Below are 22,202 nucleotides of genomic sequence, written 5' to 3'. Positions count from 1 at the left end.
GTCTACCTCTTTATATTTCACTTTCTCCATTTCTATCCAACAATTTTTCTTTAAACAATCCGATCCGCTTGATCTCTTCTAGATGGATCTCAGAAAGACCCTCAAGAATTCCAATCCCTTTTTCAGTCACTTCAACGAATACACTCCTGCCGTCTTCAGGATTTTTTCTGCGTGAAACAAGTCCTGCTTCTTCACATCGATCAATCAGGCCAACGCAGGAATGGTGAGTGATCTGCAGGCGTTCTGCCAGCTCCCGCGGTGTTGCGTAGTCCCTGTCCGGATAGCCTTTAATGGCCAGCATCAACTGGTGCTGCTGAGCAGTGATGCCCATATCCTGTGCTGCTGTTTCACTAAACTTCTGGAACTTCCTTAATTGGTAACGGAACTCTGCGAGGTACTCATACACATCTTTACTTAACAAAAATTCCACCTTACTTTCTAGTTGATAAATATATCTTAACACGATATAATTAAATCAACAAAAGTATCGCATTACGATATACTTCACAAAAAGGGGAGCTTTTCAAATGGAGTATTTACACTACCTTTCTCCAAATTCAATTTCGGGTGTCATTGTATTCCTTGCCGGCAGTTTATTGACTATATATTTGAACCTAAAAGTTTACAAACTATAGCAACTCCCCCCTGCATCAGCTTCAGGGGGTTCAAACCAAATCGCTTACTATTTAGCAATAAAGAAGGAGCTGGATCTAAAAATCCTAGCTCCTTTCTTTTGTATTATTTGTTAAAGTAAAGCTTCCCTGCAGTTTAATAAAATCCGAACAATTATTTATACTATATGCAACAAAATATGCTATTTTTCGTTAAATTCCCTTATGGAATATACAGGACTAAAGTGTTAAGGTAATGTTATTAACTAATATTGGGAATTGATCGACTTTTCTTAGTCACCTCCCCTTAAAGGAAAGGAGACTACCTTATGTCTTGTGATCTCACTCACACAGCCATTAATCATTCAAGTCATCAAACAAACAATTTAGAAACGTTAACTGAAGGGCATGTATTTTATCGATTCCAGGATGAAGAAATTTATATCAACAAGTTAATTTCCTTTATTAAAACTGGAATCGAAAAAAAAGAACATATCCTCATTATCGAAAATATGAGAACCATCCTAAAAATAAAATCTAAGATTGATAGTCTATTTAGTGATGAACAGCAACAGTTTATTTTTCTGGTTAATAACTTTGATTATTACCTATCAAGTGGAGATTTCAACACAAAGACCATTCTAAAATATTTTCAGAAAGATCTTTCTGCCTTAAAAAAACTTAATTCATCAATTCGTACTTGGGCTCAAGTCGATTGGGCATCAACAGAACCAGATGAAGAATTGCTTAAAGAATTTGAATCCTCGGCCGATGATTTTGTTATAGAGGCACGTATGCTTTCTGTTTGTGCTTACGTTTCACATCGTTTATCTAACAGATTGCATACAGCTTTGGAACAATTCCACAAATACACTATGACTGATGATGAGTTTCATTTATCTTCGTTGTATATGAGATAGGCATAGTCCGGATGTCCTGCAACAGACCCTGGTTTTTGTCTCGTACTTTTAGCTGTATTCACAAAACTTCTATCGAATAGAAAAATATAACAATTGGTGCCAACCTAAGTGTTCCCCATTTCACACTCCAAAAGAACCCCTTACATCAAGCTGTAAGGGGCCTCCTTTTTACCTAATCAATCCCGCTTTTCTCAAATACTCCCTGGCTGTTTCTTCAGGAGATTTCCCTTCAACATTGACCTGGTAATTCATTTTCCGCATTTCGTCGTCAGTGATTTTACCAGCAAGTCTGTTTAGGGCCTCGACGACCTCAGGATATTTTTCTGCTGTTTCTGACCTTAGCAGCGGAGCTCCCTGGTATGGTGGGAATAGGTTTTTATCGTCTTCCAGTACGACCAGCTTGTATCTCTGGAGCTCACTGTCGGTGGAGTAGGCGTCGACCAGGTTAATTTCTCCGCTTTTTATCGCCCCGTATCTTAGTTTTGGCTCCATTGTGGTCAAGCTTGGCAGATTCAGATTATAAAGCTTCTGAATTCCTTTGTATCCATCTTCCCGATCTGAAAACTCAAGTGTGAAGCCAGCTTTTAATGATGATTCAATCGACTTCAAATCAGATATGGTCTTCAGGTCATTTTCTTTCGCCAGTTGTTCTGGAACAGCTAAAGCATAGGTGTTGTTGTAGTCCATTGGCTGGAGCATATCCATGTCGAACTCTTTTTTCATTCCTTCTTTTGCCTGCTGGTATACTTCTTCGCGGCTTGTACTCTCGGCTGTTTCTTTTAAAAACTCCGAGATGGCCGTGCCGGTAAATTCGGGATAAATGTCAATATCTCCGTTTTTCAATGCCGTGAAAACAAAAGATGTTTTCCCCAGTCCTGGTTTCAACTGTACGGAATGATCCGTTTCTTCTTCAATCAGGAGCTTGTACATGTTAATCAGGATTTCCGGTTCTGCACCGAGCTTCCCGGCAATGACTAGTTCGTCTTCATTTTTCCCGCCAAGGAAAGGAATCGCCATCATGAGGATTACGGCTAATGAAATGGCCCCAATCGTGATAAGTGATTTTTTAAAGGAAACCGTTTCAAACCTTCTAAGCACTAGGTCGAACAGAATTGCAAGCAGAGCAGCTGGTATGGCCCCAAGAACGATTAATGCCGTGTTATTCCGGTCGATTCCGAGCAGGATCAGGTCACCTAATCCCCCGGCACCAATCAACGCGGCAATCGTTGCTGTTCCAACGATCAAGACCATTGCTGTCCTGATTCCAGCCATGATGACCGGCATTGCCAAAGGCAGTTCCACCTTCATCAAACGGCGCTTGCTGTTCATTCCCATGGCCCGGGCGGCTTCGATCAACGAAGGATCCACTTCATTGATTCCTGTATATGTATTTCGTAAGATCGGCAGCAGCGCATATGCCACAAGTGCAATGATTGCCGGGACTTTGCCGATTCCGAATAGCGGGATCAACAAGCCAAGCAATGCTAGGGAAGGGATTGTTTGCAGCACCGCAGTTACCCCTATGATTCCTTCTGATATCTGCTTCCTTCGTGTCAGGAAAATTCCCAGAGGGATTGCGATTAAGACAGCAAAGAACAGTGCGATGAACGAAATTTGGATATGTTCAAGCAGTGCACTTAACAGCTCGTCTTTCCGATCTATGAATGTTGAAGTCCAGCTATTCATTTCATTCCCTCCATCTGCCTGGATAAAATCCGGATGATTCCCTGCCTGTCGATAGTGCCGATTATTTCATCCATTTCTTTTACAGCCAGCTGCTCGTGCTCCCCAAGCAGAGACAGGATCTCGTTTAAAGGCACACGGGAAGCAATGACGGGCAGATTGTATAGTTCTTCATGATTCGCCGGCTCGACGCCTCCACTGATATCGACCATCCTTGCCTGGGACTGGTCAATCCCGACAAACTCACGGACAAAATCATTTGCAGGCTGTTGGACAAATTCTTGCGGAGTCCCTATCTGGACAACCTCCCCATTCCTCATCAAGCAAATCCGGTCACCAAGCTTCAATGCCTCACTCATATCATGGGTCACAAAAACGATGGTTTTCTTTATGTTGTTTTGCAATTGAATCAAATCATCCTGAAGTTTTTCCCTGCTCAATGGGTCCAATGCGCTGAATGGCTCGTCCATTAAAATGATTGGCGGATTGGCAGCAAGCGCACGTGCCACGCCAATTCTTTGCTGCTGGCCTCCCGAAAGCTCATGGGGCAGCCTTTTGCGGTACGTTTCCGGTTCAAGCCCGACCATATGCAGCAATTCATCAATGCGTTGATCGATCTCTTTTTGCTCCCATTTCTTCATTTCCGGAACAATCGCAATATTTTCTTCGATCGTCATATGCGGGAACAACGCGATTTGCTGAAGTACATACCCAATATCCCAGCGCAGCTCGTGAATATCATAGTCACTGATCATCTTATCCTTGATTCTAATGTAGCCTTCCGTAAGCGGAATCAACCGATTGATCATTTTTAAAGTCGTCGTCTTTCCTGAGCCGCTCGGACCGATTAAGACAAGCAATTCCCCTTCGTTGATATGTAAATTAAAATTCTTCACCGCATACGTTCCATCGTCATATTTCTTTGCGACATTTTCAAAGCTGATCACTATTTCACCCCTATATCTCTCGTATTTTTACTTTTATATATTATTAGCACTTTGAGGATTTCCTATTTTCAGTTACAGGCAGTGCCTAAATTACATACTACCAAAGCAGACCCCGTTGGTAAAAAGAGAAGGGAATCTATCCTCGTATAAAAGCAAATTACCTTTACCCTAATGACAAGAAACTACTCCAATACAAAACAAAGCTGTAAAACCATTTGGCTTTACAGCTTTGTTTGACGTCCTTATTTTAAGATTTCATCAATCGTATTCAATTCTGCCTCACTGAAATCAAGACGGTTCAGGGCGGCGACATTTTCTTCAATTTGGCTTACTTTGCTCGCGCCAATAAGTGCTGAAGTGATTTTCTGTTCCCTAAGAACCCATGCAAGAGCCATCTGGGCAAGTGACTGGCCACGCTCCTGTGCTATTTCATTTAATTGCCTGACCTTTGCTAGAACATCTTCGGAAACATCTCCTTCATTGAGGAAACTGTTTGGCTTCAGGGCTCTGGAATCTTTAGGGATTCCGTTTAAGTATCTGTTGGTCAGCAACCCTTGTGCCAGTGGAACGAACGCAATCGATCCGACTCCTTCTTCTTTTAGCAAATCGGTGAGTCCGTCTTCTACCCAGCGGTTAAACATTGAATAAGCAGGCTGATGGATCAGCAATGGAGTACCCAGATCTCTTAGAATTCCGATGGCCTGTTTCGTTTCCTCCACACCATAATTGGACAGGCCAACATAAAGAGCTTTTCCCTGCCTGACAACATGATCAAGTGCCATCATCGTTTCCTCTAGAGGAGTTTCCGGATCCGGCCTGTGATGGTAAAAGATGTCGACATAATCGAGTCCCATCCTTTTCAAACTCTGGTCGAGGCTAGATACCAGATACTTTCTTGAACCCCAATCGCCATATGGTCCCTGCCACATGCCATAGCCTGCTTTGGTCGAAATCACCATTTCATCACGGTAGCCTGAAAAATCCTTGCGCAGGATGCTGCCGAAATTTTCTTCTGCTGATCCCGGCGGCGGTCCATAGTTGTTAGCAAGATCGAAATGGGTAATCCCCAGATCAAAGGCCCGTCTGATTAACGCACGGCCATTTTCAAAAGGATCCTGGCCGCCGAAATTGTGCCATAGTCCCAGCGAAATGGCCGGCAATTTAAGCCCTGATTTGCCGCATCTGTTATAAGTCATCGTTTCATAGCGATTGCTGTCTGGTTGATATGCCATTGTGTAAAACCTCCATACTGTTTTTTACCAACCCAACGGATCGGCTTGCAGTGTTTCTTCCCATAGTGCTTCTAGCTTTTCTACTTTTTCTGCTGAAATCCTTTTTTCTGACGCTGATAGATTCTCAATCAGCTGCTTCAGATTCTTGTTTCCAGGTATGACGGTAGAGATCTCCTGATAATTAAGTATATACCTCAAAGCCAGCTGGACCAGGGATTCTCCTGGTTCGAGCATTTCCTTTAGAACAGGCAGGAGCTCGGCTCTTTTCCTGAGCTGCTCCTGGTCCATCGGCTTCGTATGTCTGTAAAAACACTATTTTCGTCATACTTGCCTGATAGCCACCCAGAATCAAGCGGAACTTTAACGATCAATCCCACATTCTTCTCTGCGGCCATGGTAAACGCGCTTCTTGGCTCCTGATGAAAAATATTGAACATCACTTCAATAACCTGACTGTCAGTAGACTGGACGATTTCTTCCATTTCATTCCCGGAATCGACTGAAGCTCCGTATGCACGTATCTTTCCTTCCTTTTTGAGGGTTTCCAGTACCTCAAAATGATCCGTTACCCCGGTCAGGATTTCAAACGGCGGATTGTGCAATAATAGCAAATCCAGGTAATCCGTTTTAAGTCGGCGTAAACTATCTTCAACCGAACTACGGATATTCTGCGAATCAAAATTAAGGGTTTTATCTGGATGATGACCGAACTTGCTGCTAATCACCGCCGCGCTCCTTCTTCCGGAAAGAGCCTCCCCAAGCAATGACTCACTTTTACCCCCACCGTAATTTGGAGCGGTATCAAAGAAATTGCAGCCATGATCAAGCGCTTCATGGACCAGCCTGATTGCTTGTTTGTCTTCCATGCCTTCCCAATCCCTGGCATTGCCAAGCTGCCAGGCACCAAACCCGACTTCCGACACCTTTATCCCTGTACTTCCAAGCTGTCTGTAGTTCATCTTCTTCCCCCTCTACTGTCACGCTGGCTGCGCGTTTGCATCAATCAGGACCTTCTTCTCCCACACCCTGCTTTTCCACCTGATATACATGATGATTCCCCTGAACCATTCATCAACGATAAACGCGATCCAGATGCCTGTAAGGCCAAAATCCATCGTAATTCCCAGGATATAGGCGAGTGGCACACTAATTCCCCACATCGAGACAAATGCCATTTTCACCGGAAATACTGCGTCTCCGGCTGCCCTGAGAGAACTGATCACGACGATATTGAAGGTCCGGCCAGGTTCAAGGATCAAGCAAAGGAGCAGGACCTTGCTTCCTTCCCTGATGATTTCTTTATTTGAAGTAAAGACACCAAGTATAGGTTCTCTGATTGAAACGATGACGACCGTGATCGCCATCGTGATGATGATACTCAGTTTCAAGCTTTTTAATAGCTGATGATAGGCTTGATCAAATTCCCTTGCCCCCACTTTATAGCCAATCAGTATTTGCGTACCCTGCCCAATTGCTATTCCGAAAAGCATCATGAATGACATGATGTTAAAAGTGTATACCCTTGTTGTCAGTGCCATAGCCCCCAGCAAGCCAATAATGACGGTAATCGCCATCTGGCTGGTGTTATAGACAACATTCTCGCCAGCAGAAGGAACACCTATCTTCAGGATCTTTTTGATAAAAGATTTATTGAATGTCAAATAATCTTCTACAGCAATATTCATAGGGAGCCTGCGGTATAGCAAGCGGAATATTAAAACGACAGCAACCGTTCGGGATATAGCGGTCGAAATCGCTACACCCTGAACACCCATTTCCGGAACACCTAACAGTCCAAAAATAAATAAACTATTACCTGCAAGGTGGATGATATTCATAACGATTGAAATCACCATCGCCTCTTTTGTCAGCCCATTTGCCCGGAGGATTGCCGATGCAGTGACAAGGAGCGCCTGTGTAAAAAGAGTGCCGCCAACAATCGTCAAATATTGTTGGGCCAGACTGTGTATTTCCGGAGTCAGATTGAACATTTGTAAAAACAAATCATTGAAACCGACAACAATCACACTGACCAATAAGCCAAATATAAGATTAAGAGAAAGCGAAAGACCCGATATCTTCCTTGCATCTGCTTGAAGTCCCGCCCCAAGACTTTGTGAAACTAAGACTGCAGTACCTGTGGCAACAAAGCCAAAGACGAGAATCATGAAAAATATGAGCTGATTGGCCACCCCAACAGCCGCAACGGCTTCATCCGAAATATGCGACAACATGAACGTATCCGTGCTGCCCATCAGCATGTGTAAAAACGATTCTATGAAAATCGGCCAGGTAAGTGCTAATAAGCCAATCTGTTTAGGCAGACTGTTGTTTTTCTGTAAAGTCATCTTGCTTTGCCACCTTTAAAAGTTTCCTTTGGTAAAATTACTCTGGCCTCGCTCATTCAACTTTGATTGTAAAATTTTAAAGCAACGAAATGGAATAGAAGGATAAGAGGCAGAAAAGACTTGCTGTTCTGCCTCTTGATTTCGACCATTATTGAATTATGTTGACGAGTTTTAAAATTATTCGACCACATTTTAAGTTTTATCGGGCGAATTTCAAAACAATTCGACCACATTTTGAATTTTATCGGCGAATTTTTAAATTATTCAACCAGATTCAAAATTATTTCGACCAAGTCAATACATCCGCTGATTCACTTAATTTTTTGTGATACTTACATTGTCGAGATAGACATTCGTTGCTGCATTGCCGTCTAAAATATTGCCAAGTTCGAATACGATTTTGCCATCAGCATAAGTTTCTTCAGTCATGACAAAGGTAAAGCTGTACGTTTGTATCTCAGAAGTTAAATCTACTGTTTGCAAAGGTGCATAGTTAATAAACCATGGTTCAAAGCTTAATTCCTTACCAATATTGACATTCATTTTCCTTGGCACATCCGCTCTTGCATCAAAAGTTACTGTATAGCTGCTGCCATTTTCAAAAAGCAGGTCCTTTTGAAAAACCTGAGGGGAATACGTTGCACCGCCAACCTGGGAAATCGCGACCTTCAGTTCTTCGTTTTCAACATTCATTGTACCTTCAGCATAACCGCTCCACTGATCGCCCCACCATGAGGACCAGCCATCTGTTCCATCGGAAAATGTTCCATTATCAATTCCAGGCGTTGACACAGGCTCGGGCTCCTGCTGAGTTGGTGCATCCTTTACTTTCAGGACCACGTTATCAATGAAGACATCATGGCTGCCTATTGCTGATGAACCGTTTTTACCAAGAAGCATTTTGAACGACGCAATGTCATCAACAGGCATCTTGAATTCATATGTGTATTGCTCCATTTGATCAATCAGTGGGATCGACTTACTCAAGAACCTGGTATATTCAGCATTCTCGATCGTTACCTCTGCCTGTCTCGCTTTTGTAGAACGGGCCTCGAAGGATAATTCATATACCACTTCCTTGGCAAGGTTTAAATTCGGCTGTATCAGCTGGACACTCCATGTTTCATTTCCTTCATTGCCAATTGCCACTTTAGCCTCTCCATTGTCTGGAATGATCTGGGCACTGGCATCAAAATGAACATAATTTTCCCATGATGATAAACCGTCTGTGAAATCCCCATTTTTCAATGGATATAAGTCGATATCTCCATAGTCCGGGATGTTTGAGGTCTTCAGCAGGACTACATCATCCAAATAGACATCGCCATCGCCGCCGCCAAAACTAAAGACAAGTTTAGCTTCTGAATCAGAAATATTCTCTGGCATTGTAAATTCAAAGGTTTTCTCTTCCATATTGGAAGTGAGCTCAATCGTTTTAATTCCTGAGTAATCACTGCCGTCCTTGCCTAAAAGGCTGGCCTGAATCGTTCTTTGTTCGTCTGCCCTTGCTTTCAAGGTGATCTTATAATCATTTCCCTTAACCAGATAAATCCCTTTTTGGTCAAGCTGGACGGCCTCAGGATAGCTGCCTCCATTATCAATTGCCACATGAAGTTCACGAGTATTTTCTGAAACAGATGCTGTAGCTGCTGCTTCACCGACTAAGAAATTCCAGAAAGTCAGCCGATCCATGCCGCCCTGGTCGAATGTTCCATTATAAACATGGTTCCCATTCGGGAGCGGCTGTTTAGTCGCATCTTCATCTACAGGAGTCCCGGTGATATCCTCAACCCTTACATTGCCAATCCAAACCGGATTCGGTCCGTTTCCGCCAAGATTGAATTCAAGTCTTGACGCGATATCCGTTTCATTCAGCATATCAAAAGTGAATTCATAGTTTTTCAGTTCATCAGAAAGCTGGAAGGATTCCTCATTCGAATACTTCACCCAGCCTCGTTTCTCGCCGGCACCCGCTTTGACCATGATCTTTCTGGCTGCTGTCGACTTTGCGTCAAAGCTGACTTTGTATTTGCCTCCATTTGCAAGCGAGATGTTCTGGATCATTTGCAGCGAATAAAGCTGCGAACCTGGATTTGTGATATTCGTTTTTGCATAATTCTTGCCTTCGATTTCCTCCAGTACAACGCTGCCGTCTCCTCCGAACTCTGGTAACTTTACAAAGTTCCAATATAGCGGATCCAGTTCTACCCCAGGCTGATCCACTACTGTAATAGGTTGTTGATAGTTTTGGTCATAAACTAAATTGCCGTCCTCTAAAGGCTGCTTCGCATCTACTGGCAGCTCAACAGGTCCGGATACCGGTTCTACAGGCTCTCGGTAATCACGTTTCTTCAAATCGTATACCCTGACGTAGTCTACTTCCATCTGGCTTGGGAATTTTGTCGTCTCGTCAACTTCTCCGTCAAACCAGCCGCCAACTGCAAGGTTCATAACTAAATAGAATTCCTGATCAAAAGGTGCAGGGTAGGAATAGTTTGTTGCGTTATCCTTTCCTTTTGAATACCATTTATTTTGAGTTTGATAGAGTTCACCATCGACATACCAGCGCAGCTCTCCTGGCTTCCATTCGAGAGCATATGTATGCCACTTGTCAATGCCTCTGTTTTCAGGGAGTTCGAATTCCTTGCCGGTATACTTGTTATTTGGCCAGCCTTCTCCATAATGGATTGTTCCTGACACTGTATTCGGTCTGCTTCCCCACGCCTCCATAATATCGATTTCACCTGAGGCCGCCCAGGCACCATATTTATCGTCCTCTGGGAGCATCCAGATGGCAGGCCAGAGCCCTTTACCTGTCGGCAGTTTCGCCTTGATTTCGTATCTGCCGTATTTCTTGCTGAAAAGACCCTTTGTTTTAAGTTTGGCAGAGGTATAATCATAGGTTCCAAACTGGTCTGAAACCTGTTCTTTTTTTGCTTTAATGACAAGCTTACCATCGTCGATAAAAGCGTTTTCATCAGAATCCGTATAATATTCTTTCTCGTTGTTGCCCCAACCCGAAGTAACGCCGTTTCCATCTTCATCCACGATCCAGTTCCCGATATCATAAGTCCATTTGCTGCGGTCGATTTCCGAACCGCTGAACTCATCTGACCAGACAAGCGACCACTGTGATTTGTTCTGTTTGTTTTTCAGTTCTTCATTTCCTGGTTTATCTTTAGGGGCCGCGATACTGGCTGCAGGCAAAATCATCATGGCACTCAACAAAAGAGCCAAGGTTTTCTTCATGCCAATTCCTCCTTCATTATCTACTATATAAGTTGAACTATAAGGTCTACCTTTTCATTTCGCTCCAGGTGCTTCGCTTTCCGCTGTAGGCCTGGGAGCCTCCTCGGCGCAAGCGCCTGTGGGGTCTCCCACTGACCTTTTCATCCCGCAGGAGTCTTCGCACCTTCCGCTCCATTAAATCGATAATTGTTAAGTTCAACTTATATGCTTTAAAGACTTCTAAAATAAAACCACCTCCTTTTCATGTTAATCATTAGCGTAAAGCACATTTTGTCATGACAAGGAGGTGGCAGAGCTTAACTTTCTATAATGAATGTTGTAATCGAATGACAAGGCAGCTCGGCTTTGGCAGTCTTGCCTCCGACCGTTAGCGAGAATATCTCATTGGTATCTGCATCATTCATGACAACCGCGACAATGGAGCCATCTTCGTTTTTAAATGATACTGCTTTTAAAGAATCATGATTTAGTTCATGCCCGATTCTGACTGCGTTGGGCTTGATGTATTTGCTAAAGTGACCAATATAATAAAAGGAGCTATTATAGTGAACCTCTCCAGTTTTGGTATCGACGATGACCGGCGCGTCGCAATAATTGCCTACATGGTTCGGCCCGCCCTGTTCGTTAAGGACGATATTCCAGTCAATCCAGCCTTCAAGCCAGTTGTTGATGTCGCCCATGATGTTCCTGGCGTAACGTTCTCCAGTATGCCATGCGCCCAGCTGGACTCCGCCTTCAATGCAGCCTTCGGTAAAAATCAGGTGCTTGTCAGGGAAGTCTTCATGAATTTTGCTCAGGTTCTCGAACTCTTCCGATACATACCAGTGGAGACCTGTGCCCCAAATATATTTTGCAGCCTCGGAATCTGATAAAATCGTTTTTGCCCGCTCATAGGCGATATCCCGGTTGTGGTCCCAGACGATGATTTTCTTTTCTCCAAGGCCTTCCTGTTCCATTACAGGTCCCAGGTGGTTTTTAACGAAGTCACGCTCTTCTTCGGCACTATATCTGCAGGAGTCCCACACTTGAGTTGCTTCAGGTTCATTTTGAACGGTGATGCCCCAGATTGGGATTCCTTCTGATTCCATTGCCTTGATGTATTTCGTGTAATACAAAGCCCATGTATCATAGAACTCTGGCTTCAATTTTCCGCCGTGATTCATCTCATTATTTGTTTTCATCCATGCTGGAGGGCTCCATGGAGAAGAAAGAATCGTCAATCCTTCTCCCCTAGCCTTCACCGCGTCCTTGATAAGCGGCAGTACATATTTGTTTTCACGTTCAATTGAAAAGGTTTTAAGTTCTCTGTCATTCTCTTCAACATAAGTGTAATTTTCCAGGGCGAAGTCACAGCTATGGATGTGCGTCCTGCCCAGGCTGTAACCAAGACCTGTCTCCTGGTTAAAATAGCTGTCGATTACTTTTGCCCGTTCTTCCCCGGGAATTTGCGCCAGTGTATAAGCAGCTGCCTCTGTAAAAGCTCCGCCGAATCCCATGAAGGTTTGGTATTTCTTTTCTGGATCGAGCTTCATCACCATATCTTTGCCCGGCTCATCTGTAAAAGAAAGATTGCCCTTATCCGCAAAACGCTCTCCGGTATTCTTAGCACTCTGGATCATTTTTAATTCCATGTGTCAGCACCTCATCTATTAATCTAGGTAAACATCGATCCTTGATACTTTTCCGTCCCTAACAGCTTGTGCATAGGTATACTGCAGCAGCCCGCCATGAACATCAACCTCTTCACCATTCATATGGAGTACATACTTAACGGTCTTGGCACCTTCTTCACCGAAAGTATTTCTCCTTGATGGATTGTGATAGGTTACCTGAATCTTGCCCAACATTGTAAATTGCACCTTGCCCTCTGCATCAAAAAGCCATGAAGGAAGAATCGGCTCAAGCTTCAGTGTCAACCCGTCTTCATTTACGTCAAAGAGCTTTTTCCCCATCATCATCAATTGCCAGATGCTTAAGAATTCTGCCGTTGTTCCACTCAGCCTCGCCACAAAACCTTGTCCATGGAGGCTGGAATCAGGGTTCACGCTGCTCGCGATAAAGGATGAATTCTCCAGGACGCTTCTTCCGTACACTTCTGCATCCATGAATGGCGGCATTGCATAGTTGATATCTCCATAGAATTCTTCGTACAATCCGGACTTCAGGACACTGAGCAAATACTTGAATTCCATATGCATGAAGATGGATTCACGCTCAAGCCAGCCTGGAGTGAAAGCCCTCGCACGGCCGATATCAAAGGTTTGCTCTTCAAGGGATCCGGAAGTTTTGTACATTTTCAACTTACTGTCGTAAATCTCCGAGTTCCTTACATGCTGATAGGTCGATCTCGCTGTTTGGTGATCAGCAGTCTTCAATGCCCTTGCAGGACCTTCAAGGAAATGCGGCAGAACAGACACTTCAAAGCTATTGACCTTGACTAACGGCAAGCCTTTTTTATTCAGTTTTTCACTTCCGTTTTCATCGACGATTTTTTCCCAGTCAGCGGCTTCGAAAGAGAAATACGTAGGAATCAGCCCATTGCCAAGCTCAGTAGCCTTGTCAATTCCTGCTTTTGTCTTGAGAAGCATTTGCTCTGCATAAGCAGTAAGCTTTTGTAACTCGATGTTCTTTTCCGTACCTTCAAAACCGTTTTTCACTAACTCGCGGTACTTTTCACGGGCAGCCGCTGTTTGATTCCAGTAGCTGTAATCATCCAGCTCGCCATTTTCAAATTGAACGAGGAATTCCACAACTGACTTAGCCAGATCGACGACTTCTGCAGGAAGAGTGATCTTCAGCTCGCCAGCCTCTCCAGAAGAGATGACAAATTCGAGCAGGCGTTTCAGCTCTAATGTCTCACTCATTGCAGAACCAAATATTCCTGGCAGGCCGTTCATGGAATCATTCCAGCCTGGCTTATTCGCTTCCATTTCCACACCCATACCATAAGGATCCAATGTTGAGAATTTCAGCAATGCCAGTGAGAACAGTTTGCTGTAAAGATTGGATGTAAAGAACTCACCGTCAGGTCTCCTCACCCAATTTGACTCTTTCTGATGCCCAAATTCAGTAATGGCATCGTATTGACGGACTTTGCCATTAGCGAGGACATATTTTTCAGAACGAGGATTCACAAACACAGGGCTGTGGAAATATTTGTAGCCATCATCACCGAACAATAGCTGCGCTTTATTTTCCGGATATACCTTCAAATAGTTTTCAACCAGGTCGAGATTGTACGTCCAGTGGTCCATCCAGTACCCTTCTCCAAACTCCGCTTCAATGTTCTGGGAGCTTCTTGAAAGAACTTTTTTCAGGAAATCCGGAAGTGAAGATTCAAGCTGAATATCGCTGTCCGAAATCGTTTGTAGTAAATCGCCCGGTGTATAGGTTCCGCTCAGCTTCTTTTTAATAAATTCAGCGTCCTTCTGCAGAGGCACCAGTTCATCCAGCCATCCCCAATCAGACTGATCTTTTAGTTCAAAGCTCGCTCCTTTTACGACGAGCGGATTATAGCCGTCCGCCTGGATCAGGCTCATGAACAGCTTGATATTGTAGTCTCCCGTCTCGGGATGGAAAAACACATCATTCCTGCGGTTCTGGTTCACATCACGGAAGTTGCCGTTCCCCTGCGAAAAGTATTCCGGCGCAAGCGAGAAAAAGTTGTAATCCCGCTCCAGATCTCCGTGCTTACGGGAAAAAACATAGTAAGTAAAGGCTGAATCATCAGTCTCCAATTCAATTGGATAGCCGCCGCGCAGGACATTATCAAGATAGCTTTGGTTTACATAGGCATCGAATAGCGGGGATGCTGTCTTTGTTTCAACATCCTTCGTAATCTCCGTAACAAGGCTCTGCGCTTCTTCATATTTTCTATCCATATATCCGCCAGCTCTTATGTCAGCTGCTTTTTCATTGATGATTTCAATGTCCTTCACATGACCGACAAGCGTGTGAAATGTGACTTGTTCTCCTATTCCAAGCACTCTCCCCAGACCGGAAAATCCACAAGGTACTTTGTTGGAGGTAACTGGCTGAGCTTTTGATAACTCATGGATTGATTTGCTTTCAAACTCATCCGGGAAAGAGAATGAACTGTTTGATCCAAAGACAAGATCCGCATCAACAACTGGGGTGATTAATTGTCCATGATCATCGAAGCTCAAGTAAAAATGACCTTTCGAAATTTCTTCAACTTCTGCAGAGTCATTCGTTGAAGAACGGACTCTGTAATACGGAATTCCGTTTTCGAGATTAAATACATCCATCCAGCTTTTCAGCGTATTCCCGACCGCTTTGTATGCTGCATCATCAATTCCATATGGGATGATCGCAGGAAGTCCATCAAGCAGCTCGAGCTCGATTGGTTTTTCAGATAGATTTTCTATTTGGACCTTTCTTGTCAGTGCGCCAAAGTTTTCATTCGGCAGCGTGAAGTACGTAATCAGCGTCTTGACACCATACTTATGGTTGATTTCTTCAATTTTCAGTTCATTTTCTTTTATATACATGTTTCTTGTACGATCTTTTTTGCTTCCATAAGACGAGAATGGTTCAAAAACGGTCTTTCCATCCAATTTGATAAAAGTGCGGAAACCATTCGTTGATACACGCTGGTATGCCTGGTTTGCCGGGAAAAACTCTGTGATCGCATGGTTTTTATCCTGGACACCGAAGCTGACCATCGCCTGGCCGCGGTTTACGTAAAAAGCCCACATCGGTATCCCGTATAACCCGGCCAATCCTGGCAGGAAGCTCGAAAAGGTCTTTGCCTGATCGAAGTCTTCAATAACAAAATATTGTTTTTCATCAAATCGATATTTTCCCATTATTTCTCACTCCAGAGGTGTTGGATTTAGATTGAACGGTTCCTGATAATTTCGGCATATCGGTAACCGCTATCCTTAAGGATTCTTTCCTGGGTTTCGAAATCAACATAAGTGATTCCAAAGCGTTTGTCGTAGCCAAATGCCCATTCAAAGTTGTCGAGCAATGACCATAAATAATATCCGGCGACATTCATGCCCTCGTCATTGAGCTCGGCAACCGCAGTGATGTGTTTTTCAACATATTCCTGCCTATCTGTATCATGAACACGGTGGTCATCTGACACTTGATCATCGAACGCCGACCCGTTTTCAGTGATATAGATTGGCAGATTCGTATACTCCTTGCGCAAGCGATGAATCAGTTCTTTAAATTCAGCCGGCGATATATCCCATCCCATACCGGTCTTCGGATAATCCGAATAGGCACTCTTGAACAGGAAGTCCGATGCAGCATTGAATTCAACCAGACTGCGATTATAATAGTTGATTCCAAAGAAATCACAATCCACCGAAATTTTCTCCAAGTCGCCTTCCTGGATGAAGTCGAAGGAATGGACATATTTTGAGAAAAGATTCATCATATCCGCAGGGTAAGATCCTTTCAGTACTGGATCGAGGAACCACCTGTTCGTGTAGCCATCCGCATTGTTGGCAGCCAGCTGGTCATTGGCAGAATTGCTTGCCGGATACATCGGTGACAGATTCAGCGTAATCCCAATCGGAGTTTCCGAAGCAAATTTCCCTTTCAGCAGGGAAACGACTTCCCCATGAGACAGAAGCATATGGTGGACAGCCTTCACCGCCTCTTCCATATTCGTATGTCCTGGTGCATGAACGCCCTGATGGTAGCCGAGGAAACCTGCACACCAAGGTTCATTATGGGTAATCCACATTTCCACATGTGCATCGAGTTCCTCAAAGCATTTTTCTGCATACTCCATGAACCAATTGACGGACTCTCTGTTTGTCCAGCCGCCTTTTTCATGGGCCCACAGTGGCAAATCCCAGTGGTAAAGAGTGACTGCAGGCTTTATGCCATTTTCATTCAAGAGTGTTATAAGCTTTTTATAAAAGTTCATTCCCGCTTCGTTATACTTGCCTTGCTCCGGGAAAATCCTTGGCCAGGCAATCGAGAAGCGATATGAATCCACACCAAGCGTTTTTAAAATCTCAATATCCTTTTCATATAGGTGGTAATGGTCACAGGCGATATCCCCGTTATCCATATTGAAGACCTTTCCGGGAGTGCGAGAAAACATGTCCCATATAGACGGGGTTCTGCCATCCTCCTGATAGGCCCCTTCAATTTGATAGGATGATGTTGCTGTACCAAAAATAAAATCCTTAGAAAACTTGTTCATCTTCTGTTCCCCTCTGCTGTATTTTTTTGTATACTTTGATGTAATCTACTTTCATCTGCTGTGGGAATTGTGTCGTTTCATCAGGATATCCAGGCCATTTCCCCCCAACAGCAAGGTTCAGCTGCAAGTAAAAATCGCGGTCGAACGGTGCAAAACCAGCTTGTTTTTCTGATGATTCCAGAGATTGGCTGAACCATTCAGTCTGTTTTGCATACAGGACATCATCCACATACCATCTGAATTCACCAGGTTCCCAATCAAGGGTGAAAACATGGAAATCGTCTGAGAATTTCTTACCGTCAGGAAGCGTATAGTTTTCTCCCGTATATGTGTGAGGCATTCCGTAATGAAGCGTTCCATAAACCGTGCCGGGCTGATGTCCAATCAGCTCCATAATGTCGATTTCCCCGCAGGCAGGCCATCCTTTGTAGAGTTCCATATCTTCTGGCATCATCCAGATTGCCGGCCAGATCCCCTGGCCTTCAGGCAGCTTCGCCCGAATCGAAAATCTTCCGTATGTCCAGGCTGCTTTGCCTCTGGTCGTCAATTTAGCGGATGTATAATCCATCCCTTTATACTTCTCATTCCTGGCTTCGATGACCAGCATGCCATTTTCAATCCGCGCGTTTTCTTTCCGTCTTGTATAGAACTGGGATTCCTCATTGCCAAACCCCGTCCCCGCCTCAACAAAATTCCACTTGCTTTCATCTATATCAGGTAGGTCAAAGTTCTCTTCCCACACCAGGCTCGACTCTGCTTCAGTTTTTGAAAGCGTCATCATTTCTTTGTTTAATTTCCCCTGATCTTTTTGCTCCACCTAAACTTCCCCTTTCAAAAAAACGGATTGCTTCGAACAAAATATATCTCAATTCCTATTCTACCTTTGCCAGCACAGCATCTTGAGATAGAGAATTTTGTTTAGGGTGTCAATATTTTAGAAGAGCGGAATTCTGAGTGAAAACACTTCCAAAAAGTGCAAGTTTTATAGGGATTAAAGCGATGAATTTGATGGTGTTATAAGGATACGGGGCTGGTTCAGTCAAAGTGAAGGCGCATTGGGAATCTTTTATCCGAAGTTGGGGGGCACTTCGGACAAAACGAAGCCGCACTGGCGATACTTTGTCCGAACTTGGGGTGACTTCGGACAAAATGAAGCCGCACAGGCGATACTTTGTCCGAACTTGGGGTGACTTCGGACAAAAGGAAGCCGCACAGGCGACACTTTGTCCGAACTTGGGGTGACTTCGGACAATACGAAGGCACACAGGCGACACTTTGTCCGAACTTGGGGTTACTTCAGACAAAACCAAGCCGTAACGGCGATACTTTGTCCGAACACGGGGACACTTCGGACAACACGAAGCACCACCGGCGATACTTTGTCCGAACTTGGGGCTACTTCGGACAATATGAAGCCGCACTGCCTATACTTTGTCCGAACTTGGGGCTACTTCGGACAAAACGAAGCTGCACAGGAGATCTTTTGTCCGAACACGGGGGCACTTCGGACAATATGAAGCCCCACCGACGATACTTTGTTCGAACTTGGGGCCACTTCGGACAAAACGAAGCCGCACTGGCGATACTTTGACCGAACCTAGAAGCAAACAGAAAAAAAGAGAGCCTATTCAGCTCTCTTCATCCATTCATTTCCCGAAATTCTTTTGGTGAGATTCCTTCGGCTTCGCGGAATACTCGTGCGAACTGCTTGGGATTTTTGTAGCCAACCATCTCGCTGATTTCGAGGATTTTAAAGTCCGTTTCTTTCAGCAGTTTTTTTGCGTTCTCTACTCTGACCATTTTTAAATAATCAACGAAGTTTTGCCCAATATACTCCTTGAACATGTGGCTGAAATAGGAGTAATTCAATGATATATAATTGGCGACTACAGCGAGATTCAAGTCCTTGTGGTAATTTTCCCTGATATAGGCGATTGCCCGGTCCATATACTTTTGCTCTGAATACACTGATCTCATTTGTTTATTGTATTCGTGGATCCTCATCAGCAAGCCTTCGAGGGCATGGAAGTATTCATGGAAGTTATCAAAATTGTAAATGTCATCGATTTTGTTCAAAAGCTCAAACGTCACAAGGGATTCATCCCCCAGGCGCTTAAAAAATCCCTTGAAAATCGTCTCATTGATTGCCTGATTCAGGTCTTCGAGATAGCTGATGCTGCTGTGCGCGATAACATCGAAGTCCATCACCTGTCTCAGGTTCGTTTTTATTTCATTTTCCCTTTCCGTTCCCAGCATATTGGAGATTTTATTGATCAGTTCCACCGGAATCGAAGAACCATCCGGCTTTTCTTTGACATTTTCAAAAAAAATAACCTGTCTGCGCGGATAGAGGAAATGGTACTTCAAGGCAGTGGCTGCCTGTTCATACGTTTTTTTCAATTCCCGTATGTCCTGTTCCTTCTCACTGATGCCAATGGTGAAGACCAAATGCCTGTCCCTGCCAAGCTGCTCTTTAAACAGGGAAAATTGCTCGAGATCTGCTGAAATGATGGTCACCCGGCCATCTTTATCGAGAAACGGAATGCAATCACTGGATGATTGAAGCAGCTGATTGATTTTTTCAAGCAAATGAGCATTTTCTATCTCAACCTCCGCATCAATGATCCCTACATAAAAGCCATCCGGATAGGCCTCGATTTTCATTTTCTTATAAAGATCCTCGACAACATCCTTTTGCAGATTAGGATTGAGCAAAATATAATTCAGCTGACTGGCACGATATTCATCCATGTGCTGATAGGTCATTTTCTGGCTATGTTCCAATTCTTCCGTGATCAATTTCAGGGTTTTGAACAACTCTGATCGATTGACCGGCTTCAAAAGATAATCTCTCACCTTATGCTTGATCGCTTCCTTGGCATAAGAGAAATCATCATATCCACTAAGGATCACAATGGCTGTTTGGATTTCTTTTTGCTGGATTTCCTTGATCAGCTGGATACCGTCCATCCTCGGCATTTTAATATCAGTGATCACAATATCTGGTTCATTTTCCTCTATGCGTTCGAGGGCTTCCTGTCCATCACTGGCAATAAAGGTAGTAAATTCAGGATATTCTCTCTTGATCATTGCCTGTATGCCCAATCGGATATTTTTCTCATCATCAGCTATAAGGACTTTATACACTTTGGCTGCCCCCTTTCATAATTTTGCAAGGCATTTTTAATGTCACCATCGTGAATTCGCCTTTGACACTTGTAACAAACACCCCATACTCTGTTCCATAGTAAAGCTGGATCCTCTCATTCACATTGTGGATCCCAATGCCATTGCCGCCTTTGGAACCGTGATTTTGATGTTCCTCACCTGTTTGGATGGATCGGTTGAGAGCTTCACATTGCTCTTGTGTCATCCCTACGCCATTATCCTGAATCTCAATGATGACATAGTCATCAGAATACCTGGCGCTTACCTGCAGGATCCCTCTGTCTTTCTGGTGGTTCGGGATAATCCCATGTTTTATGGCATTTTCAATAATCGGCTGCAATGACATTTTCAGCACTTCCTGGTCCCGCAATTCACTGGGGACATCGATCGTTAATGTCAGCCGCCCATCCAGGCGCAGATTCATGATGTCTACATAGTTTTTTATATAATTAAGTTCTTCTTCCAGGATCACAAAGTCATTTTTCCATTTCAGATTATAGCGCATCATTTCCCCAAGTGAGGTCACTGCATCTGAAATGGCATATTCGCCTTCTATTTCTGCCATCATTTTTATGTTTTCCAATGTGTTATACAGAAAATGGGAGTCAATCTGGGTCTTCAGTGCCTTTAATTCCGTTTCTTTTGCGGCAGCCTGCTTATTGACAGCTTCAGCAATCAGTCCGTTCATTTTACCTAGCAGGCTTTTAAAATGGAATGCCAGTTCCGAAATCTCATCCTGTCCGTTAACCTCTACATCGACGGAAAAGTCCCCGTGTCCGACTCGCTCCATTGAATTCTTCAGTTTGTACATTTTTTTCAGGAGCAATAATATCAATACATAGGTGACAAAAGAAAGAATAATGACCAGAAAAATAATTCCGCTAAAAATGACATTCCTCGTCTTTTCCGTTTCAGCATATAGGCCTTCCAGAGAGATCACATTCAGCAAGTATGCATCCAAATCCTCAATATAGGCAGAGATGACAAGATAAGGAGTTTCATTGTTTTCATATTGAAAACTTCCGGTTTCTTCGGGTTTTGATTTGCTGAATTCACGTTGAAGATCTTCGGTGTCAATTCCTTTATCCTCAAAAAAAGTATGATGGAAGTTCCTGATCATATTGTTATCCCGGTCGATGACAACATAGGCTGACTCCGGATCTTGAACAGCTCCGAACATCTTAGGGAAAAAGTTTTTCAGAAACATATTGATTTCGATGATCCCCAAGTGTTCATCCTTTGGATAATCCAGTTCCCGCAACAAAGAAATTTTCGCAGTGTTTTGTGATGGCAGCCGTTCCAGGACATCCTCTGTCTGCTGATCGAACCACCATACCTCCATGCCATTCCTGTTGATGACTTCATCTCTCCATGGCTTTCCCATGATCCGCTCTTCCTTGAAGAGAATCGGCCACATCTCGGTTACATATGGATTCGTTGTATACAGGCGGATATTTTCAATGGCAGGGTTATTGGCCTGCAGCCTGGTGACATTCGAAAGCTCATTCATCCTGAAATCAATTAACTGATCGACATTTGCTTCATTTCGGCTTTTAACGAAATCAATGAATTCCATGTCCGAAACAACCATCTGGGCCGTGCGTCTCATCGATTCGATATTGTTTTTAATGTGGATTTTTTCGATTTCCAGAGCATTTTCACTCTTGATGCTGATCTCGGTGATCGCTCTGTCATATACGTTACTGGAATAGATGGAGATAAAAATGATGATTGGAATAATGATAATGACGATATATAAGGCAATTAGCTTTTGCTGCAGGGAAAGGCGGTCAAACCAGTTCGCTGCGTACTTGATTTTTTTTTGATAGTCCACTTTAATCACACCTAACATTT

At 43.7% G+C, this 22,202-nt stretch carries 15 protein-coding genes; 1 reads left to right on the top strand and 14 read right to left on the bottom strand.

The annotated features are described in order from the left end of the window. Positions 1–10: 10 nt before the first annotated feature. Positions 11–430 carry a MarR family winged helix-turn-helix transcriptional regulator gene (locus J7E38_RS13340; protein WP_215038569.1) on the bottom strand — a complete coding sequence of 140 codons (420 nt, stop codon included), beginning with the start codon at positions 428–430 and terminating at the stop codon, positions 11–13. A 510-nt stretch (positions 431–940) separates the two neighbouring features. Here J7E38_RS13340 and J7E38_RS13335 point away from each other — a divergent pair. After that, positions 941–1,531 (top strand): MEDS domain-containing protein, encoded by a 591-nt coding sequence (locus J7E38_RS13335; protein ID WP_214705407.1) that lies wholly within the window; start codon positions 941–943, stop codon positions 1,529–1,531. A 168-nt stretch (positions 1,532–1,699) separates the two neighbouring features. On the opposite strand, the gene opuFB is transcribed toward J7E38_RS13335, so the two are convergent. From opuFB to J7E38_RS24315, 13 genes are all read right to left on the bottom strand, one after another. Beyond that, entirely contained in the window at positions 1,700–3,217 is a 1,518-nt protein-coding gene (gene opuFB / locus J7E38_RS13330; RefSeq protein ID WP_214705408.1) for an ABC transporter permease/substrate-binding protein, read from the bottom strand. After that, complete coding sequence (locus J7E38_RS13325; protein WP_214705409.1) at positions 3,214–4,161, bottom strand: ABC transporter ATP-binding protein; 948 nt, start codon at positions 4,159–4,161, stop codon at positions 3,214–3,216. The genes opuFB and J7E38_RS13325 overlap by 4 nt, the downstream gene beginning before the upstream one ends. Before the next feature lie 242 nt (positions 4,162–4,403). Then, on the bottom strand, positions 4,404–5,393 hold the full coding sequence (gene mgrA, locus J7E38_RS13320; protein WP_214705410.1) for an L-glyceraldehyde 3-phosphate reductase: 990 nt from the start codon (positions 5,391–5,393) through the stop codon (positions 4,404–4,406). Positions 5,394–5,417: 24 nt separating this feature from the next. Then, the gene (locus J7E38_RS23925; RefSeq protein ID WP_214705411.1) at positions 5,418–5,681 is read right to left on the bottom strand and encodes an aldo/keto reductase; all 264 of its coding nucleotides are present in this window, start codon (positions 5,679–5,681) and stop codon (positions 5,418–5,420) included. Continuing rightward, positions 5,633–6,352, bottom strand: a complete 720-nt coding sequence (locus J7E38_RS13315) for an aldo/keto reductase (RefSeq protein WP_214705412.1) — start codon at positions 6,350–6,352, stop codon at positions 5,633–5,635. Before J7E38_RS13315 ends, J7E38_RS23925 begins: the two co-directional genes overlap by 49 nt. 18 nt (positions 6,353–6,370) lie before the next feature. Next, on the bottom strand, positions 6,371–7,741 hold the full coding sequence (locus J7E38_RS13310) for an MATE family efflux transporter (protein ID WP_214705413.1): 1,371 nt from the start codon (positions 7,739–7,741) through the stop codon (positions 6,371–6,373). 315 nt (positions 7,742–8,056) lie between these two features. Continuing rightward, positions 8,057–10,990 carry a carbohydrate binding domain-containing protein gene (locus J7E38_RS13305; RefSeq protein WP_214705414.1) on the bottom strand — a complete coding sequence of 978 codons (2,934 nt, stop codon included), beginning with the start codon at positions 10,988–10,990 and terminating at the stop codon, positions 8,057–8,059. Between the two features lie 296 nt (positions 10,991–11,286). Continuing rightward, positions 11,287–12,621, bottom strand: a complete 1,335-nt coding sequence (locus J7E38_RS13300; RefSeq protein WP_214705415.1) for a glycoside hydrolase family 30 protein — start codon at positions 12,619–12,621, stop codon at positions 11,287–11,289. A gap of 18 nt (positions 12,622–12,639) precedes the next feature. Further along, the gene (locus J7E38_RS13295; protein WP_214705416.1) at positions 12,640–15,819 is read right to left on the bottom strand and encodes a hypothetical protein; all 3,180 of its coding nucleotides are present in this window, start codon (positions 15,817–15,819) and stop codon (positions 12,640–12,642) included. A 26-nt stretch (positions 15,820–15,845) separates the two neighbouring features. Beyond that, positions 15,846–17,180: a GH1 family beta-glucosidase gene (locus J7E38_RS13290; protein ID WP_214705417.1), complete on the bottom strand. Its 1,335-nt coding sequence runs from the start codon at positions 17,178–17,180 to the stop codon at positions 15,846–15,848. After that, on the bottom strand, positions 17,164–17,997 hold the full coding sequence (locus J7E38_RS13285; RefSeq protein ID WP_214705418.1) for a glycoside hydrolase family 16 protein: 834 nt from the start codon (positions 17,995–17,997) through the stop codon (positions 17,164–17,166). The genes J7E38_RS13290 and J7E38_RS13285 overlap by 17 nt, the downstream gene beginning before the upstream one ends. A gap of 821 nt (positions 17,998–18,818) precedes the next feature. Next, positions 18,819–20,327: a response regulator gene (locus tag J7E38_RS24320; protein ID WP_214705419.1), complete on the bottom strand. Its 1,509-nt coding sequence runs from the start codon at positions 20,325–20,327 to the stop codon at positions 18,819–18,821. Beyond that, the gene (locus J7E38_RS24315; RefSeq protein WP_214705420.1) at positions 20,320–22,182 is read right to left on the bottom strand and encodes a sensor histidine kinase; all 1,863 of its coding nucleotides are present in this window, start codon (positions 22,180–22,182) and stop codon (positions 20,320–20,322) included. The genes J7E38_RS24320 and J7E38_RS24315 overlap by 8 nt, the downstream gene beginning before the upstream one ends. Positions 22,183–22,202: the final 20 nt, after the last annotated feature.

Source organism: Bacillus sp. ISL-35 (assembly GCF_018613355.1).
GTDB lineage: Bacteria > Bacillota > Bacilli > Bacillales > Cytobacillaceae > Mesobacillus.
The sequence above is the reverse complement of the archived record's forward strand: the minus strand, read 5'-3'. Positions and strand labels throughout refer to the sequence as shown.

Excerpts from the sequence above, each read along its gene's own strand:
- J7E38_RS13335 (WP_214705407.1), top strand. The coding sequence starts at position 941 with ATGTCTTGTGATCTCACTCACACAGCCATTAATCATTCAAGTCATCAA.
- opuFB (WP_214705408.1), bottom strand. The coding sequence starts at position 3,217 with ATGAATAGCTGGACTTCAACATTCATAGATCGGAAAGACGAGCTGTTA.
- mgrA (WP_214705410.1), bottom strand. The coding sequence starts at position 5,393 with ATGGCATATCAACCAGACAGCAATCGCTATGAAACGATGACTTATAAC.
- J7E38_RS23925 (WP_214705411.1), bottom strand. The coding sequence starts at position 5,681 with ATGGACCAGGAGCAGCTCAGGAAAAGAGCCGAGCTCCTGCCTGTTCTA.
- J7E38_RS13315 (WP_214705412.1), bottom strand. The coding sequence starts at position 6,352 with ATGAACTACAGACAGCTTGGAAGTACAGGGATAAAGGTGTCGGAAGTC.
- J7E38_RS13310 (WP_214705413.1), bottom strand. The coding sequence starts at position 7,741 with ATGACTTTACAGAAAAACAACAGTCTGCCTAAACAGATTGGCTTATTA.
- J7E38_RS13305 (WP_214705414.1), bottom strand. The coding sequence starts at position 10,990 with ATGAAGAAAACCTTGGCTCTTTTGTTGAGTGCCATGATGATTTTGCCT.
- J7E38_RS13300 (WP_214705415.1), bottom strand. The coding sequence starts at position 12,621 with ATGGAATTAAAAATGATCCAGAGTGCTAAGAATACCGGAGAGCGTTTT.
- J7E38_RS13295 (WP_214705416.1), bottom strand. The coding sequence starts at position 15,819 with ATGGGAAAATATCGATTTGATGAAAAACAATATTTTGTTATTGAAGAC.
- J7E38_RS13290 (WP_214705417.1), bottom strand. The coding sequence starts at position 17,180 with ATGAACAAGTTTTCTAAGGATTTTATTTTTGGTACAGCAACATCATCC.